Origin of the sequence: Coprococcus intestinihominis (assembly GCF_040096555.1) — a bacterium.
Classification (GTDB): domain Bacteria; phylum Bacillota; class Clostridia; order Lachnospirales; family Lachnospiraceae; genus Coprococcus_A; species Coprococcus_A intestinihominis.
On sequence record NZ_JBBMEK010000042.1, the window covers coordinates 1 to 17,639 of the forward strand.

A 17,639-nucleotide genomic window follows, 5' to 3' on the forward strand; every position below is an offset into this window, starting at 1 on the left:
AATTTGCTTACGCAGTGTTTTAGGGAGGACCCGCTTTATCATAGCCTGATTCCAAATAAAGACGTCAGGGAAAGGCTGATGCCGGAGCTTTTTAAATGTGATCTGACGGAGTTCTATGAATGCTGTGATATTTATGCAGACAGCCCGGAATGCAACAGTCTGTTGGTGGTTTCCGATGAAATGGAACCCTATGAGCATTTATTTAAAGCGTATTTTACAGAAATTGCGGTAGCATTAAAGACGGATGGTTATCTTCTAAAAGAAGATGCTTCCATGCATACATTCTGGAATTTCATTCTGGGGAGGGATTACCTGAATTCTGCATGGACAGACCAGCTGCATCAGAAACATCGCCTTCATGTAATTTATCTGGCGGTGCGACCGAATATGCAGCATCATGGGTTAGCGGATGTGCTGATGAATGAGGTGATTCGATATGCCGACAAACATCGGATGATGGTGTCTTTGGAGACGCACAATCCGGTGAATGTGGAATTTTATCAGCGTTTTGATTTCAAGGTTTTTGGTATTGTACAGAAACACTTTGATCTGAAGCAGTACTGTCTGATCCGTGAAATCAGGAAAAGAGAATCTGCAGCAAAGTAATTGAAGGCTCAGGGAAGCAGGTTCACAAGAAATAGAAGATAAAATACATAAAGAATGCCGTCGCATCCGGGATGATAGAAATCTCCGGTGCGACGGCATTTTGTGGTAGAGTAGACCTTTTATCAGATGACAGGTCCGAGACAGTGGATATCGATGGAAGTAAAGTACTGGATGGCCTCATTTCGTGTCATTTCCCCGTTCAGGACACGCAGCATTTTCTCAAAAGCAGCTTCGCCGACTTCATTGATACTGTTTTTGCCCTCAATAATGACACCGGCGTTGAGATCCATATCGTTTTTCATCCGTTCGTAAGTATTTGGATTGCCGCAGATTTTGATCACCGGCATGCACGGAAAGCCCTGAGGGGCACCGCGGCCGGTGGAGAACATCATAAACTGGGCGCCTGTTGCAGCCATACCTGTCAGGATTTCCGGTTCACGTCCCGGAGTATCCTTGATCCAGAGGCCTTTGCAGCCGGCAGCATGCTGAGGATATTCAAGAACACCCTGAATCGGACGGCTGCCGGATTTCATAATAGCTCCAAGGCTCTTTTCTTCAATAGAGCTTAATCCGCCGGCGATATTGCCCGGTGTTGGCTGACCTTTTCTCATATCGCAGCCGATGGCTTTGGCACGTCCCTCCATTTCATTGACGATCTGGTAGATCTTCCGGCCGACAGGACCGTTTTCACCGCCCACGGCACGGCGGGCCAGAAGATGTTCACCGCCAATGAATTCTGTTGTTTCGCCAAAGATAACTGTTGCACCAAGATCCACCAGTTTGTCAGCAACATAGCCGATGACACAGTTGGAAGCGATACCGGAAGTTGTATCAGAGGCACCGCATTTAATGGACATAACGACTTCGGAGATATCTGTTTCTTCACGCTGCAGGCCGGAAATTTCTATGGCCATATTCCGGGCGATGTCGGTACCTTTCTGGATGGCGTTGGAGACACCGCCAAGTTCTTGAATACGGATAATTTCAACGTGTTTGCCTGTGGCAGAGACCTCTTTATACAGGCGTTCAACATCAGTACCTTCACAGCCCAGGCTGACGATCAGTACAGCTCCAAGATTCGGGCTTTTGCCGAGACTGATCAGTGTGTCCGTAACTCTTTCAAGATCCGGCGGCATCTGGCAGCAGCCCTGATGATGCGGAAATGTGACACAGCCCTGTACCTGTCGGCAGATGGCTGAGGCAACATCTGATGCGCAGGTAACACTCGGAATAATACCAACATAATTTCTGATACCGACCTGACCGTCAGGACGGCGATAACCATTGAATGTATAACCCATTACACTGTCCCTCCTTCCAGATCACCGCGTCCGCGCTGACTGTCCATGTTGTGGATATGGACATAATCACCTGCAGCAATATCCCTGGATGCGGCACCGATGGCCTCACCGTATTTAATAATTTCTTCGCCCTTTTTAATATCGCAGAGGGCAATCTTGTGTCCGTAAGGAACATCAGACAATAATTGAATTTCAAAGTGGTGGCCCTTTTTGTCTGCGACGTTGGCGATCATGCCGGCTTTGACGTCGTTGGTAAAGACGGTGGCCACATTATCGTGGTCAATTGCTTTTAATGCAAAAACTTCAGCCATTGTAAGTCATACGCTCCTTTCAGTTTTTCAGTTGCTGTTTTGTAAGTCATGATTATGCGTTGGCTCTTGTCAGAAGATTTTCCCAGCGTCTGTCGATTTCTCTCTGGATATCTTCAATGAGATGTTCATTTTCCGGTTTGAAAAGGTGGGCAAAACGACCCTGGCTTCTCAGGAAATCTTCAATTGGCAGTTTTTTCTTTGGAATGTAATTGACAACCCATTTTTCACCGTCATAACATTCAAATAATGGCCAAAAACAGGTATCCACAGCAGCTTTGCACAGATCAATGATATCCGGTGTATTATAGCGCCATCCGCGAGGACACGGTGCCATAATATTGAGGAAAGCGGCCCCGGGTGTGTATAAAGCTTTCTCGGATTTGATATGTAAATCCCTGAAATTTTGGACAAATGTTGTCTGGGCAACATATGGTACGTGATGAGCTGCGATTACTTCAGCCAGATCTTTGCGGTTTTGCGGTTTGCCGTTGCTGACTGTACCGACAGGTGTTGTTGTTGTATCCGCATACAGAGGTGTTGCAGAAGAACGCTGGATACCTGTGTTCATATAGGCTTCATTGTCATAGCAGACATAAACCATATCGGTGTTTCTCTCCATAGCACCGGAAAGGGACTGGAAACCGATGTCATACGTTCCGCCGTCGCCGCCTACAGCGATAAATTTGTAAGTACCGTCTATTTTGCCTTTTTTGGACATGGCTCTGTAAGCAGCTTCCACGCCTGAACAGGTTGCACTGGCATTTTCAAATGCTGTGTGAATGTAGGAATCCTGCCATGCTGTGTATGGATAGATAAAAGTGGAAACTTCCATACAGCTTGTTGCATTGCAGATAACTGCATGGTCTTCAGGATGAACAGCTTTCATCACATTTCTAAGGGCAATGGATGCACCGCATCCTGCACACATTCTGTGACCGGCAGTCAGTCTGTCGGGACGTTCCATATATTCTTTAAAATTATATGCCATTTCGATTCCTCCTTATCCCTTCAGGGACAGATAACGATATGTCTGTCCGACTGTGCCGTCAGCGGCAATTTTCATCATATCCTCATAGACACTTGTAAGGCTTGCAACAGTAACATCACGACCGCCGAGACCATATACATAATTAACGAATTTCGCGTGGATGCCGGCATCATAAAGTGCACATCTGACATCGGCGCCCAGAGGACCTGTGACCGTATTGAAACTTTCTGTACGATCCATGCAGGCAACAACTTTGACATTCTTTAATGCTTCTGCAATCTGGGATGCCGGGAATGGACGGAACATGCGGACTTTGATCAGGCCGGCACGGATACCCATGCTGCGGAGTGCATCAACAGCGTCCTTGCCTGTGCCGGCAGCACTTCCCATGATGACCATGGCATAGTCAGCATCTTCCATGCGGTAGGATTCAAAGAAGCTGTATTTTCTGCCTGAAATTCTCTCAAAATCTGCAGCAACATCTAACATAACCTTTTTGGAATTTTCCAGTGCCTGAAGATTAGCACGTTTGGCTTCCATAACATAAGGCGGATTCGCATAAGGTCCGATGGCCAGCGGCTCGGATGCATTCAGAAGATAGTGTTCGGGTCTGTATTCACCTACAAAATTTTTGACAACATCATCTTCTAACAGTTCGATATTTTCAACACCGTGGCTGATGATAAAGCCATCCTGGCAGACCATGATCGGCAGACGGACATCCGGATGCTCGGAAATACGGAAAGCCATGACCATATTATCATAAGCTTCCTGGTTATTTTCTGAGAACAGCTGGATCCAGCCGGCGTCACGGGCACCCATGGCATCAGAGTGGTCACAGTTGATGTTGATCGGCCCGGAGAGAGCACGGTTGACAAGAGCCAGAGCCAGCGGCAGTCTGTCGGAGGCTGCCACATAAAGCATTTCCCACATATAGGCAAGGCCGCAGGAAGAAGTTGCGGTCATGGCGCGGGCACCGGCTGCGGAGGCACCGATGGTGGCACTCATGGCGCTGTGTTCACTTTCTACGGGAACAAAAACAGAATCGACTTTGTCATTGGCAACATAGCTGGAAAAATACTGAGGGATTTCTGTTGATGGCGTAATTGGAAAGGCTGCGACAACGTCAGGATTAATCTGGCGCATGGCAGTTGCAATCGCTTCATTACCGGATAATCTTTCTCTGATTGACATTATTCGTCACCTTCTTTCATGGTGATGGCACCGAATGGACATACTTTGGCACAGATACCGCAGCCTTTGCAGTGCATCAGGTCAAAATCTTCACGTTTCTGGTTTTTTACAGGAATGGAGGAATCCGGACAAACCGGCACGCACATCAGACATTGTTTGCATTTGTCCATATCCAGAACCGGCACATTGACACGCCATTCACCTGTATTGAATTCAGGAGCCGTGGCACCGCCTGTTACAACAGTACCGGGATTCAGATTCTGCCAGGTAACATCAATATCCTGTTTTCTGATATCAGTTTTCATACTCAATGTACCTCCTTTAAAGCAATTTCCAATGCTTTCATATTGCCGTCAATAACGGATGGCTTGGAAGCAAATTTATGGGCGTAGGATTTGCGCATATCTTCCAGAAAGGCCTTTTCCTCCATAACTCCGGTAATTTTGACAACGGCTGCCAGCATCGGAGAATTCGGAAAATATTTGCCAAGAGTTTCAATGGAAATCTTTCGGGCGTCAATGGTATAAATATGACCGTGATAACCTTTTTCCTCAAGAAGCGGTTTTAATTCATTGCTGCTTTTATGGGAGTTGATGATGATTGCACCGCCTTCCTTGGTACCGGCAGTAACATCGACGCTTTCAATTAAAGACTCATCGACAACAACCACGTAATCCGGCTCATAAATATTGGAATGAACGCGGATCGGGTTACGACTTAAACGATTATAAGCAGTAATGGGAGCTCCCATTCTTTCAGGACCGTATTCCGGGAAGCCCTGAACATAGAGACCATTATTGAAAGCAACATCAGCCAGTAGGAGGGCAGCCGTTTTAGCACCCTGACCGCCGCGGCCATGCCATCTGATTTCAATTAAATCCTTCATTTTCTTACCTCCTTTGATTTGTAAAAAATCCTCAAAAATGATTTTTATAAAGGATAAGACGCTTCAGATATCCAGCGGAATATCCAAGCGTCTTATCTGATATGTGTTCAAAGTGAACACATTGAAATGCGGGCTGTTAAAGAACAACAGCCAGCAGATAGGACATAATACATACGATGACACCTAATACAATACAGATACCAACAGTCTTTGTCATGATCTTGCCGTCAGAGCCTTCAAGTCCGATCGCAGCAACACCGATGGCGATACTCTGAGGGGAGATCAGTTTGCCGATACCGCCGCCTGCAAGGTTGGCGGCAACCAGCATAACAGGGTTGGCACCGATAAGTTCAGCAACCTCATACTGCATCTTGGCAAATAATACACCGGAAGATGTTGTGGAACCTGTTACGAATGTACCGAGGATACCGCAGATTGGTGCGAACAATGGGAAAATAGATCCGGTAAGATCAGCAAGTAAAGTTGCGATGGCTGTTGTCATACCGCTGTAGCCCATAACCTTGGCAAGAGCGATGATGGCAATAACAGTGACCATGGCTTTCCACATGTTCTTTAATGTCTGGCCAAGTGTTGAAATCATTTCGCCGATACTCATATGCTGGGCAAAACCGCCGATGATGCCGGCAAGCAGGATCAATGTTCCGGCATTGCCAATCCATGCCAGCTTGATGGTGGCGGCACCTTCACCGGCATATACAGAGAAAGCTGTTGAAAACTTGCCAAGGAAGGCGTTGATCGGTGGAACAAGCTTGGATGTACCAAGCAGGAAAACAAGCATCAGGATATACGGAAGCACAGCGGCACCCATACCGAATTTAACATCAGAAGCCTCTTCTTCACTGGCTTCGATCATATAAGCAGGATCTGTTGTAGGCGGCATTTTCTTTGCAAAAACGACCAGAACGATCAGACAGATCACACAGCCGATAAGGTCGACAAATTCTGCACCTACAAAATTACCAACGATGGCTGCAGGGATGATATAAGAAAGAGCAGCAACGATGGTGAAAGGAATCATGCCTTCAAAAGGTTTCTTGGAACCGCAGGCTTTACCGGTCATCCATACGATGATGAATGGAACGATAATGGCCGGAATAATCAGCATGTTGATGGCAGGACCCGATAAAAGAGCTGCATCAAGACCAACAGCGCCGGCTGCGGATGTTGTAGGAATGGCAACGGAACCGAATGGCGGTGCAATGGAGTTGGCAACCAGGCAGACAACAGCGGAGAAGATTGGGTCAAAGCCGAGACCAACCATCATAGCTGCAGGGATAGCAACAGGTGTACCAAAACCTGCGATGGCTTCCATGAAACCGCCGAAGCCCCATGTAAGCAGCATAACAAGGACACGCTTGTCATTGGTTACAGATGTAAGAAGGCGTTTGATCATTTCCATAGCACCTGTTTTTACACAGATATTGTAAGTAAACATGGCTGCCAGAATGATCAGACAGATTGGCCAGATCGCGCCGATACCACCTTCAATGGCTGCGGTCAAAGCTTCAGGTACTGTCAGGCTGAATGCCGGAATAACAAGACTCTCTACAATGGAGATAGCCAGTGCGATCAGACATCCGATGTAGCCGGGCATTTTCAGTACAAGAAAGGCAATGAAAAGCCAGATGATAGGAAGTAATGCAAGAATGAATTCCACGAACATAAACGTCGCCCCTTTCCCCTGACAATATATACGAAAAAAGATGCCTTTTGGATGTGCTTCACGGACAAGATGCTGTATATATTGCCTAAAAATAAATAGTGTACCGATGCTCAGATAATAAAAATGATGATCTGAGTGGTTGAACATAATTTAAGTATAATACAAAATGACGAAAAAATCCATTAATAAAATGAAAAAATATTGAAAATGACAAAAGAGAATTAACACATTCCGTCAATTCATCGACAATAAATGAAATTATCAGATAAAACAGATGCGCTGTATTGTATCTGTATAAATACAATCAAATATGTTATAATAAAGGAGACAATAATCCGTGTGCATAGAGGACGGAATTTTGACCTTAGTTTTCGGGAAGCACAAAAAGGGGAATAAGGGGGATTTTACATATGTCGAAGTATATCATTTCACTGGATCAGGGAACCACAAGCTCAAGATGCATTTTATTTGACCATGGAGGAAGAATTGTCAGCGTGGCGCAGAAAGAGTTTACTCAGATTTTTCCGAATCCGGGGTGGGTGGAACATGATCCTATGGAAATCTGGCAGAGTATTCAGGATGTGATGGCAGAAGCCATGGGGAAGGCACATGTCACTGCGGAGAATATTGCCGGCATCGGTATTACCAATCAGCGTGAGACAACGGTTGTCTGGGATAAAAAGACGGGTAAACCGATTTACAATGCCATTGTCTGGCAGTGCAGAAGAACAGCACCTATCATTGAGGATTTGAAGGCAAAGGGATATGAAGCCTTTATCAAGAAGACAACGGGGTTGATCCCGGATGCTTATTTTTCCGGGACAAAGATTAAATGGATTCTGGATCACGTGGAAGACGCCAGGGAGCGGGCCAAAAAGGGTGAACTGCTCTTTGGAACCATTGATACATGGCTGATCTGGAATCTGTCCGGCGGCAGGATCCATGTAACGGATTATACCAATGCCTCAAGAACCATGCTGTTTGATATTCACAGCCTTTGCTGGAATGAGCGTTTGCTGGAAGTTTTGGATATTCCGATGACTATGATGCCTGAAGTGAAACCGTCCAGCTGCATTTACGGGTATACAGATCCGGATGTAACCGGCGGTACCATCGCTATTTCAGGGGCAGCGGGGGATCAGCAGGCAGCTTTGTTTGGTCAATGTTGTTTTGAAGAAGGCATGGCCAAGAATACATATGGCACGGGATGCTTCCTGCTAATGAACACAGGGCATCATGCCGTTGAATCTGAGCAGGGGCTCCTGACGACCATTGCAGCAGGCACGGATGAAAATATGGAATATGCTCTGGAGGGCAGTGTATTTGTGGCAGGAGCGGCTATTCAGTGGTTAAGAGATGGCCTGGAGCTTTTGAAAAAATCATCGGAGTCGGAAGCATTTGCTGAAAGCGTGGATGATACGGCCGGCGGTTATGTGGTGCCTGCTTTTACGGGATTAGGTGCCCCTTATTGGGATCAGTATGCCAGAGGTGCGGTTGTCGGTATCACAAGAGGCTTTACAAAGGCCCACTTTATCCGGGCAACCCTGGAATCACTGGCTTATCAGGTCTATGATATACTGAAAGCTATGGAGAAGGATGCAGGTATTCGGCTGACGGATCTCAGGGTAGACGGCGGTGCCTGTGCCAACAATTTCCTGATGCAGTTTCAGGCAGATCTTCTGGACCGACATGTGCTTCGGCCGGAATGCATTGAGACAACGGCCCTTGGCGCGGCGTATCTTGCAGGGCTGGCTGTGGGCTACTGGAAGGATAAGGATGAGATCAAACAGAATTGGTCGCTGTCCAGGACATTTATTCCGGATATGCAGAATGAGAAGCGTGAGAAACTGCTTCGGGGCTGGCACAAAGCAGTTCGATGTGCTTTTGATTGGGAAGAACACTAAAAAAAGGGATATAAAGCAAACGTTTTGCTTTATATCCCTTTGATTTTTGCCGGGTGAGTGTTATGCTTACATCATGTTAATGGAGGTGTAATGAAATATGATAGTGGTATTTTTTGCGGTCAGCCTGTTGGCATCCATCGTGGGCTCCATCTGTGGTATCGGCGGTGGTGTGATCATCAAGCCGGTATTGGACGCCATGAATGTGATGAGCGTATCATGTATCAGTTTTCTGTCCGGCTGTACGGTTCTGACTATGTCGGTGGTATCGGTATACAAGAACATGCGTGCCGGCAAGAAACTGAATCTTCGGATTGCGACCTTATTGGCCGTTGGTGCAGCTGTTGGCGGTGTGGCCGGCAAGATGATGTTTGTGGCAGTGAAGACATCCGTGGGCAATGAGAATTTCGTAGGCATGGTGCAGGCGATCGTGCTGATCGGCGTGACAGGTATAACGTTTGTGTATACAATTTTTAAGAAGAAAATACATACACTGACACTGAATAATGCTGCTGTGTGTGTGATTGTGGGACTAGTGCTCGGCATTATGTCAAGTTTCCTTGGTATTGGCGGCGGCCCTATCAACCTGATGGTTCTGGGATTTCTTTTTTCGATGTCCACCAAAGAGTCAGCACTGGCTTCCCTGTACATTATTGTCTTTTCACAGGTTACCAGTCTGGTTCAGACCGTCGTTACGGGAACGATTCCGCCGGTGCAGCTGTCTTATCTTGCAGTGATGGTCATCGGCGGTCTTCTGGGCGGTACGATCGGCAGCAGGATCAACAAGAAGATCGAGGATGAGAAAGTTGACAAATTGTTTATGGCATTGATGTTTATCATCATCTGCATCAATATTTACAATACTTATAAATTCGCAGTTGCTCTTTAAAAAGCAAACGTTTGCGTCAAAGCTTTAGCAGACTAAAATGGTTTTTGACCTTTTTAGTCTGCTTTTTCGTCACAAAAAGTCGGAAGAAATTTCCAATTTTGTGTTAAAATTGAATATATCAAAATTGTATCGTTGAAAATACACAAAAAAAATTTTGTAAAATGTGCAAAAAGTAGGATAACGTTTGGATAAAATAGGCCTTATTTTAAACAAAAACTGTGTTAGGATAAGTATATCAAAAGAAACAAAGCATTGACAAAAAATGTAAAACATTTGTGCACATTATATAATTGTGTACAAAATGATAGGAGTGCAGATAAATGGCAGATAATCTTTTAGTTGTACATGGAGGCGGACCGACCGCAGTAATCAATGCATCTTTGTATGGCGTTATCCGTGAAGCTAAAAAGAATCCATCAATTGGAAAGGTTCTGGGAGCAATTGGCGGAACAGGCGCAATCTTTACAGAACAGTTTCTTGATCTGACAGCATTTTCAGATGAGAAGCTGAAACTTCTGCTTCACACACCGGCTTCGGCCATCGGATCATCCAGATATCCGCTGTATGAAGAAGATTATGCGAAGATGCCTGAGATTTTCAAGAAACACCATATCGGTTATGTTCTTTTAAATGGCGGGAATGGTACGATGGATGCATGTGAACATATTTATGAAGTTTGTCGGGATCACGGCATTGGTGTTGCAGGTATTCCGAAAACGGTGGATAATGATATTGCAATGACAGATCATGTACCGGGCTATGGCAGTGCCGCCAGATATCTGGCAGCAACGACACAGGAAGTCGGAGAGGATGTTAAGTCACTTCCAATCCATGTCAGTGTCATTGAGGCCATGGGAAGAAATGCCGGATGGATCACTGCAGCATCAGCCCTTGCAAGACGTAAGAAAGGTGATGCACCGCATCTGATCTATGTACCGGAAAGACCATTCCATGAAGATGAATTTCTGGAAGATGTAGAAAGACTTTACAAGGAAAAAGGCGGCGTTGTTGTTGTTGCCAGTGAAGGTTTGACGAACGTGAATGGTGAATCCATTGTTCCTCCGATTTTCAAGAGCGACAGAGCTGTATATTATGGCGATGTCAGTGCTTATCTGGCTGAGTTGGTCATTAAGAAACTGGGTATCAAAGCCAGAAGTGAGAAACCGGGTATCTGCGGAAGAGCATCTATTGCCCTCCAGTCACCGGTGGACAGAGCAGAAGCAATTCTGGTAGGTGAGCTGGCTGTCAAAGCTGTGACTAGCGGCAATGGTGGACATATGATCGGCTTTAAACGTCAGCCCGGGGATATTTATCAGGTTGAACCGGTACTTGTACCGCTGAAGGATGTCATGCTTTATGAGAGAAAGCTTCCTGAAGCTTATATCAACGAGAGAGGCAATGACATCACGGATGAATTTGTGAAATGGTGCGAACCGCTGATCGGTGGCCCGCTTCCTGAATTCCTGAATTTCAGAGACTATATCTAAAAGTTTCTTATCCATATACTGGAAAGAGAATAGATGATACAATATAGGGAGGAAATTGTAACAATGAAACATATTTATCTGAATCTGAAGAGATTTGATATTCCAACAGAGACAGGCGGCGTCAACCGCATCGCTTCGCCGGCGGAATGGGGACCATATATTGTCTCCCACACACAGGATCAGCTGGCGGCCTACAATCCAAAGGATGTAGAGTTTGCCATGTTTTTCCCGGAAGCCCATCTGATTGGTGCTGTTTCAGCAAGAAAAGCAGACAGTGCATTGAAGATCGGACCACAGAGTGTTCTGGGACAGGATACAGCCGTTGGCGGCAACTTCGGTGCATTTACTTCAAATCGTACAGGTAATGCCATGAAAGCCATCGGGTGTGATGCTGTACTGATCGGTCACTGTGAAGAGCGCCGTGATAAGCTGAGTATCATTGCTGAAGGCAAGGGTACAGATGCAGCAGCTGTCAACCGGATCCTGAACAAAGAGATTAAGGCAGCTATTGCAGCTGGTTTGGATGTACTTTACTGTATCGGGGAGAATGCCGATGAACAACCAAGATGGCAGGAAGTTCTGAAGGAACAGTTGACAGTAGGTCTTGAAGGCGTAGACAAGAGTAAAGTCACCATTGCCTATGAGCCTGTATGGGCCATTGGACCTGGCAAGATTCCGCCGGATGCAGATTATATCAGGAAGATTGCTTCTTATGTCAAGGAAGTGACAGATGGCATGGATGTTGTCTATGGCGGCGGCTTAAAGACAGACAATGCGAAGATGCTTGCATCCGTCAAAGAGATTGACGGCGGTTTGATCGCGTTAACAAGATTTTCAGGAGAGATTGGTTTTTATCCGGATGAATATCTGGAGATCATTAAGACTTATCTCGGATATTAATTCACAGTACATATCGTTTACAGACAGAATTTAAAATGGAGGTTTTTTAGAATGGGCAAGAAGAGCAAAGGCGCTGATTTTGTCGGAAAGATTCCAAAGGGTGTCTGGCTGCTGATTTCATTAGTAGTAGCATTGATATTATGGACAGTTTTATCAATCATCCCAAGTACATCCAGATGTTTTCCGAATGCGATTAAAGTTATTGGTTCCATCCAGACGATGGTTTCAAGAGGTTTACTGTTCAAGGATATCGGAAGCAGTTTGATTTCCGTATTACTTGGTTTCCTGATCGGTTTCGTTACAGCCGTTCCGGTTGCGTTCCTGATGGCATGGTACAGACCTGTAAGATTCATCATTGAGCCATGGATCCAGTTCATCAGAAACATTCCACCACTGGCTTACGTACCACTGGTTGTTATCGGTGTTGGTGTCGGTCGTACACCTCAGGTCATCGTTATCTGGCTGGCTACATTCCTTACAATGACAGTCACAATTTTCCAGGGTGTTATCAACGTGGATGAGACATTGATCAAAGCTGCAAGAGTACTTGGTGCAAAGGATTCAGACCTTTTCGTTAAGGTTATTTTCCCAGCAACAACACCATTTATTATCACAGCTATCCGTCTTGGTATTTCAACAGCCCTGACAACACTGATCGCTGCCGAATCAACAGGTGCAGTTGCCGGTCTTGGTATGCGTATCAAAGCATTATCTAACTCTTATGAAACAACACCAATGCTTCTCTACATTATTATCATCGGTATCATCGGTATGCTGGCAGAGAAGATTCTTAAATATTTTGAAAGGAAGTTAACAGGATGGCAGGAAAAGAGGGAAATATAAAAGTCAGTATTCGTAATGTCGTAAAGAAATACGACACACGAAATGGTGAAATGATCGCTTTAAATGGTGCCAATCTTGACATCATGGAGAATGAGTTTATCTGTGTTATCGGACCTTCCGGCTGCGGTAAGTCCACACTTTTGAATATTATCGCAGGTCTTCTGGAACCGACATCCGGTGAAGTTATCGTAGATGGACACAAAGTTGAAGGTACAGGCGTGGATCGAGGCGTTGTCTTCCAGCAGTATGCACTGTTCCCTTGGCTGACAGTTAAGAAAAATGTTCAGTTTGGTCTGAAACTTCAGGGCAAGTCCCAGACAGAAATGGATGCCATCGCTGAGAAGTATATCAAGATGGTAGGTCTTGAGAAGTTTATAGATTCTTATCCGAAGGAATTATCCGGTGGTATGAAACAGCGTGTGGCCATTGCAAGAGCTTATGCCGTTAATCCTTCTGTTCTTCTTATGGATGAGCCTTTTGGTGCTCTGGATGCCCAGACAAGAACACAGCTTCAGACAGAGTTGTTAAAGACATGGCAGGAAGAGAACAAGACATGTTTCTTTGTTACCCATGATATTGAAGAAGCCATCGTACTGGCATCAAGAGTTGTCATCATGAGTGCACGTCCTGGACGTATCAAAGAGATCATCGATATTGATATTCCTCATCCGAGAGATCAGGCAACAAAGATGAGTCCGAGATTCGTTGAATTGAAGAATTACATTTGGAGTCAGGTATATCAGGAATATCTGGAAGTTCAGAAATAATAAGTGAATTATTATCTTGCAGACCGCACAGAAGCGTCATCTTCAGGAAATGACTGCTCTGCGCGGAATGTGAGATTATAATGATACAGATGAACGGCGTAATGAACCGGTCACCGACACACTTTTTTTAGGAAAAGGAGAGATTGGGAAATGAAAAAAAGAATCATGGCAGTTGTTGTAACAGCAGCAATGGTAATGGGTGCTTTAGCAGGATGCGGAAGCTCATCTGCAAAAGAAACACAGGCACCTGCATCAACAGAGGCAGCATCAGAAACTGCTGCAGCATCTGAAACAACAGGGGAAACAGAAGCATCAGATGCAGCTTCAGGTGATCTGACACATGTGAACGTTGCTTACATGGCAAACTACGCATCACTGTGGCAGGTAGCAACAGCAATCAACAAAGGATACTTCAAGGATGAAGGTCTTGATGTTCAGCTTTACATGTTCCAGGACGGTCCTACAGAAATCGCTTCTATGGAATCCGGTTCAATTGATGTCGCTTACATCGGACCTGGTGCACACAAACTGTGTATCAAAGGTCAGGCAGATATCTTCTGCTTCTCACAGCTCGGCAACGCAGACTGTGTAATGGGTCTTAAATCTCATGGTGTAAACTCCCTTGAAGATCTGAAGGGTAAGAAAGTTGCTTATGCATCCGGTACATCTTCAGAAACAATCTTAAAGAGAGCTCTTAATTCCGTTGGCCTGACAATGGATGATATTGAAGCATATGATATGGAAGTCAGCAACATGGTAAGTGCAATCGTTTCCGGTTCTATCGACGCTTGTGCTCCTTGGTCTCCAAGCTCAACAACAATTGCAAACGAACTTGGCGATGATGTTCAGACATTCTGTACAAATACAACATTCTCTGATATCGCAGCTGACTGTGCAAGCTGGATCTGCATGCCAAGCTACGCAGAAACAAACAAAGACGTTCTTGTGAAATTTACAAAGGCTCTTTACAAAGCAATGGATTTCGCTTCAAACCCAGACAACTATGATGAAGTTGCAGGTTATGTTGCTCAGGAATGCGGTACAGACAAAGAAAGCGCACTTGCTCAGACAGGCGACGGTGCTTGGCTTGACAGCGCAACACTTCTTAAATATGTAGGCGATGGTACAATCAAAGGTTACTATGAAGTACAGCAGAAGAACTTCATCGACAATGGTGATGTTGAATCTGAAGTGCCTGTAGAAGACTATGTATTATTCGACGTTATGGAAGAGGCAGGTAAGTAATCTGAATTTTTAATTCTTTACTGCAGGGCAGTATCTGCCATCTTTAACAGTAAAATGGCAGATAAAAGCAGGTGCCTTGTGGCTCATTACCATGAGGCACCTTTTGTATGCCGAAAAATGTCAAATTTCGGTGTACCGGGTGGCGGCCTATCCGCCGGGTTTCCAATTTTCTGGAAACAGACGACTTATAACTCAGATAATATTATAATCGGGAGGAAATAACATGAAACTTGATTTTGAATATGGATTAGGCACAATGCAGGCAGAACTGCCGGATAATACAGATGTATTTATTTCTGGTGAAACAGTGAAGGATCCTGCATGTATTCCGGAGGACCAGTTAGAGGCTGCATATCTTGAGAGCCTGGCACATCCGATCGGCATGCCGACATTAACAGAGCTTGCACACAAAGGTACAACAGTTACGATCATTGTTCCGGACCGTGTTAAAGGCGGCGAGCAGCCAACAAGCCATAGAAAATTAAGCATTAAATATATTTTAAAAGAACTTTATGCAGCAGGCGTAGAAAAGAAAGATATCCTGTTTATCATTTCCAATGGACTTCATCCGAGAAGTAAAGCATCCGATGCCAAGGCAATTTTCGGTGATGAACTGTTCAATGAATTCTGGCATTCAGGTCAGATCATCAGCCACGACAGCGAAGATCAGGAGCATATGATCTATCTTGGTACAACAAAGCGCGGTGATCCTGTTTATATGAACAAATATGTTTATGATTCAGATCTGCCGATCCTCATCGGTCACGTACAGGGCAACCCTTACGGCGGTTATTCAGGCGGTTACAAGCACAGTGCAACAGGTATCACAAACTGGAGATGTATCGCCAGCCATCATGTGCCGTCTGTTATGCACAGAGACGACTTTACACCTGTTAACGGCGGCAGCTTAATGAGACATAAATTCGATGAGATCAGTATGCATATGGAAGAGAAGATGGGGCATCCGTTCTTCTGCTGTGATGCCGTTTTGGATACTTATTCAAGACAGATTGCGATTTATTCCGGTTACGCTAAGGAAATGATGCCGATCAGCTGGAAACTGGCAGATAAGAGAACTTATGTCCACTGGGCAGAGAAGAAATACGATGTACTTGTATTTGGTATGCCTCAGAAATTCCACTATGGCGACGGCATGGGCACAAACCCGATCATGATGATGCAGGCTTTAAGTGCACAGGTACTTCGTTTCAAGAGAATCATGAGCGATAATTGCGTCATCATCTGTTCATCTGCATGCAACGGCTATTTCCATGATGAATTATGGCCATATCTGAGAGAACAGTATGAGCTGTTCCAGCATGATCATATGAATACACTGCCGGATATCGATCGTTACGGTGAATATTTTGCAACAAATGAAGAATATATCCGCAAATATCGTTTCTGCAATGCGTTCCATCCATTCCATGGTTTCTCCATGATGTCCTGCGGTCATATTGCTGAAATGAATACAAGTGCCATTTACATTGTCGGTGCTCAGGAACCTGGCTATGCAAGAGGCATGGGCTTAAAGACAAGAGCGACATTTGAAGAAGCCCTTGAAGATGCCAAGAAGAAATTTGTTGGTCAGAATCCAAACATTCTGGCACTGCCTCTGACATACAAGAGAGCAGCTGTGCATTTGTGCATGAAGAATCCTGAAGAGGACTGCATGGATGAATATGGGCATCGTCACTAATACGGAGGCGTTTGAACAATATGATCCAATTTCAGATGTTTGATCATCAGCCGGAACGCTGTGAAAAATATCATCAGATGCTGAAGGACAATCTGCCGGTGCTTGAGGGCATCGGCAGTGAAGCCGATTTTGAAAAATACGGAGATTCTCTCGGATGGTTTGATATCGATACATGGGCCAATGAGGCAGAATTAAGTGCCATTGAAGAACTGGCAGCAAGGGTGCGCCGGGATGCAGATGTTTTTGTTCTCATTGGTGTGGGCGGTTCCAACAATGCAGCCCGCTCAGTGATTGAAGCTTTTCCGGAATGTGATGGGCCGGAGATCGTCTATGCCGGCAATTCACTGTCACCATGGGCTTTTGAACAGGTCATGAAAAAGATTAGCGGCAAGTCCGTTTATATTGACTGTATCGCCAAGAACTTTCAGACACTGGAGCCGGGATCGGCATTCAGGGTACTGAGAGAATATCTTTATGAAACATATGGGGATAAGGCCAATGAGCGTATCATTGCAACAGGCTCCCGCAATAGTCTGTTGGAAACTATCTGCAAAGAGCACGGATACAGCTTTGTAGAATTTCCGCAGACAGTGGGCGGCAGATATACAGCGGTAACGGCCGTGGGACTTTTGCCTATGGCCGTGGCCGGCATTGATATCCGTGCCCTTGTTAAGGGGGCAGCCGATATGGCAGTTGAGTTAAAAGGCTGCAGAGACATCACACAGTCTGCTTATCGCTATGCGGTGGCAAGAAATCTCTATTATAACGAAGGATACAGAATGGAAATGCTGGCATCCTTTGAACCACAGCTTCACTGGTTCTATAAATGGTGGATCCAGTTATTTGCAGAGAGTGAAGGCAAAGAAGATCAGGGACTTTATCCGATCAGTGGTGAATACTCAGAGGAACTGCACTCTGTCGGACAGTTCCTTCAGGAT

The 17,639-nt window shown here is 45.2% G+C and carries 17 protein-coding genes; 10 read left to right on the forward strand and 7 right to left on the reverse strand.

The features are described from left to right. Positions 1-3 precede the first annotated feature (3 nt). On the forward strand, positions 4-606 hold the full coding sequence (locus WMO25_RS05150; protein ID WP_349084439.1) for a GNAT family N-acetyltransferase: 603 nt from the start codon (positions 4-6) through the stop codon (positions 604-606). Positions 607-728: 122 nt separating this feature from the next. Here the strand turns inward: WMO25_RS05150 and WMO25_RS05155 are convergent, their stop codons facing one another. From WMO25_RS05155 to WMO25_RS05185, 7 genes are all read right to left on the reverse strand, one after another. After that, on the reverse strand, positions 729-1,907 hold the full coding sequence (locus WMO25_RS05155; RefSeq protein WP_221718578.1) for a UxaA family hydrolase: 1,179 nt from the start codon (positions 1,905-1,907) through the stop codon (positions 729-731). Then, positions 1,907-2,218: a UxaA family hydrolase gene (locus WMO25_RS05160; RefSeq protein WP_178438442.1), complete on the reverse strand. Its 312-nt coding sequence runs from the start codon at positions 2,216-2,218 to the stop codon at positions 1,907-1,909. The genes WMO25_RS05155 and WMO25_RS05160 overlap by 1 nt, the downstream gene beginning before the upstream one ends. Positions 2,219-2,270: 52 nt before the next feature. Then, entirely contained in the window at positions 2,271-3,206 is a 936-nt protein-coding gene (locus tag WMO25_RS05165) for a thiamine pyrophosphate-dependent enzyme (protein WP_250799553.1), read from the reverse strand. A gap of 12 nt (positions 3,207-3,218) precedes the next feature. Then, positions 3,219-4,400, reverse strand: a complete 1,182-nt coding sequence (gene porA / locus WMO25_RS05170) for a pyruvate ferredoxin oxidoreductase (protein ID WP_349084433.1) — start codon at positions 4,398-4,400, stop codon at positions 3,219-3,221. Beyond that, on the reverse strand, positions 4,400-4,705 hold the full coding sequence (locus WMO25_RS05175) for a 4Fe-4S binding protein (protein WP_178438450.1): 306 nt from the start codon (positions 4,703-4,705) through the stop codon (positions 4,400-4,402). Before WMO25_RS05175 ends, porA begins: the two co-directional genes overlap by 1 nt. A gap of 2 nt (positions 4,706-4,707) precedes the next feature. After that, entirely contained in the window at positions 4,708-5,286 is a 579-nt protein-coding gene (locus tag WMO25_RS05180) for a 2-oxoacid:acceptor oxidoreductase subunit gamma family protein (RefSeq protein WP_256166899.1), read from the reverse strand. A 136-nt stretch (positions 5,287-5,422) separates the two neighbouring features. Then, complete coding sequence (locus WMO25_RS05185; RefSeq protein ID WP_221718580.1) at positions 5,423-6,970, reverse strand: L-lactate permease; 1,548 nt, start codon at positions 6,968-6,970, stop codon at positions 5,423-5,425. Positions 6,971-7,380: 410 nt separating this feature from the next. On the opposite strand from WMO25_RS05185, the gene glpK reads away from it, so the two are divergent. The 9 genes from glpK to WMO25_RS05230 all read left to right on the forward strand — a co-directional run. Further along, positions 7,381-8,874: a glycerol kinase GlpK gene (gene glpK / locus WMO25_RS05190; RefSeq protein ID WP_349084434.1), complete on the forward strand. Its 1,494-nt coding sequence runs from the start codon at positions 7,381-7,383 to the stop codon at positions 8,872-8,874. Positions 8,875-8,971: 97 nt separating this feature from the next. Beyond that, a complete protein-coding gene (locus WMO25_RS05195; RefSeq protein ID WP_117528234.1) occupies positions 8,972-9,760 on the forward strand; it encodes a sulfite exporter TauE/SafE family protein in 789 nt (262 codons plus the stop codon). A gap of 320 nt (positions 9,761-10,080) precedes the next feature. Further along, entirely contained in the window at positions 10,081-11,247 is a 1,167-nt protein-coding gene (locus tag WMO25_RS05200) for a diphosphate--fructose-6-phosphate 1-phosphotransferase (protein WP_015513687.1), read from the forward strand. 63 nt (positions 11,248-11,310) lie between these two features. Beyond that, complete coding sequence (locus WMO25_RS05205) at positions 11,311-12,147, forward strand: triose-phosphate isomerase (RefSeq protein WP_015513688.1); 837 nt, start codon at positions 11,311-11,313, stop codon at positions 12,145-12,147. Positions 12,148-12,198: 51 nt separating this feature from the next. Next, positions 12,199-12,990: an ABC transporter permease gene (locus WMO25_RS05210; protein WP_015513689.1), complete on the forward strand. Its 792-nt coding sequence runs from the start codon at positions 12,199-12,201 to the stop codon at positions 12,988-12,990. Further along, positions 12,966-13,757, forward strand: coding sequence for an ABC transporter ATP-binding protein (locus tag WMO25_RS05215; RefSeq protein WP_015513690.1), 792 nt, complete (start codon positions 12,966-12,968; stop codon positions 13,755-13,757). The genes WMO25_RS05210 and WMO25_RS05215 overlap by 25 nt, the downstream gene beginning before the upstream one ends. 150 nt (positions 13,758-13,907) lie before the next feature. Continuing rightward, a complete protein-coding gene (locus WMO25_RS05220; RefSeq protein ID WP_117541159.1) occupies positions 13,908-15,002 on the forward strand; it encodes an ABC transporter substrate-binding protein in 1,095 nt (364 codons plus the stop codon). Positions 15,003-15,225: 223 nt separating this feature from the next. Continuing rightward, positions 15,226-16,701, forward strand: coding sequence for a lactate racemase domain-containing protein (locus WMO25_RS05225; RefSeq protein ID WP_015513693.1), 1,476 nt, complete (start codon positions 15,226-15,228; stop codon positions 16,699-16,701). Between the two features lie 20 nt (positions 16,702-16,721). Further along, positions 16,722-17,639, forward strand: a 918-nt coding sequence (locus WMO25_RS05230) for a phosphoglucose isomerase-related protein (protein WP_349084437.1), incomplete at its 3' end; no start/stop codon positions are given.

Coding starts and splice junctions, on each gene's coding strand:
- WMO25_RS05205 (WP_015513688.1), top strand. CDS start 11,311: ATGAAACATATTTATCTGAATCTGAAGAGATTTGATATTCCAACAGAG.
- porA (WP_349084433.1), bottom strand. CDS start 4,400: ATGTCAATCAGAGAAAGATTATCCGGTAATGAAGCGATTGCAACTGCC.
- WMO25_RS05165 (WP_250799553.1), bottom strand. CDS start 3,206: ATGGCATATAATTTTAAAGAATATATGGAACGTCCCGACAGACTGACT.
- WMO25_RS05195 (WP_117528234.1), top strand. CDS start 8,972: ATGATAGTGGTATTTTTTGCGGTCAGCCTGTTGGCATCCATCGTGGGC.
- WMO25_RS05175 (WP_178438450.1), bottom strand. CDS start 4,705: ATGAAAACTGATATCAGAAAACAGGATATTGATGTTACCTGGCAGAAT.
- WMO25_RS05215 (WP_015513690.1), top strand. CDS start 12,966: ATGGCAGGAAAAGAGGGAAATATAAAAGTCAGTATTCGTAATGTCGTA.
- WMO25_RS05180 (WP_256166899.1), bottom strand. CDS start 5,286: ATGAAGGATTTAATTGAAATCAGATGGCATGGCCGCGGCGGTCAGGGT.
- WMO25_RS05160 (WP_178438442.1), bottom strand. CDS start 2,218: ATGGCTGAAGTTTTTGCATTAAAAGCAATTGACCACGATAATGTGGCC.
- WMO25_RS05225 (WP_015513693.1), top strand. CDS start 15,226: ATGAAACTTGATTTTGAATATGGATTAGGCACAATGCAGGCAGAACTG.
- WMO25_RS05220 (WP_117541159.1), top strand. CDS start 13,908: ATGAAAAAAAGAATCATGGCAGTTGTTGTAACAGCAGCAATGGTAATG.
- WMO25_RS05210 (WP_015513689.1), top strand. CDS start 12,199: ATGGGCAAGAAGAGCAAAGGCGCTGATTTTGTCGGAAAGATTCCAAAG.
- glpK (WP_349084434.1), top strand. CDS start 7,381: ATGTCGAAGTATATCATTTCACTGGATCAGGGAACCACAAGCTCAAGA.
- WMO25_RS05155 (WP_221718578.1), bottom strand. CDS start 1,907: ATGGGTTATACATTCAATGGTTATCGCCGTCCTGACGGTCAGGTCGGT.
- WMO25_RS05185 (WP_221718580.1), bottom strand. CDS start 6,970: ATGTTCGTGGAATTCATTCTTGCATTACTTCCTATCATCTGGCTTTTC.
- WMO25_RS05200 (WP_015513687.1), top strand. CDS start 10,081: ATGGCAGATAATCTTTTAGTTGTACATGGAGGCGGACCGACCGCAGTA.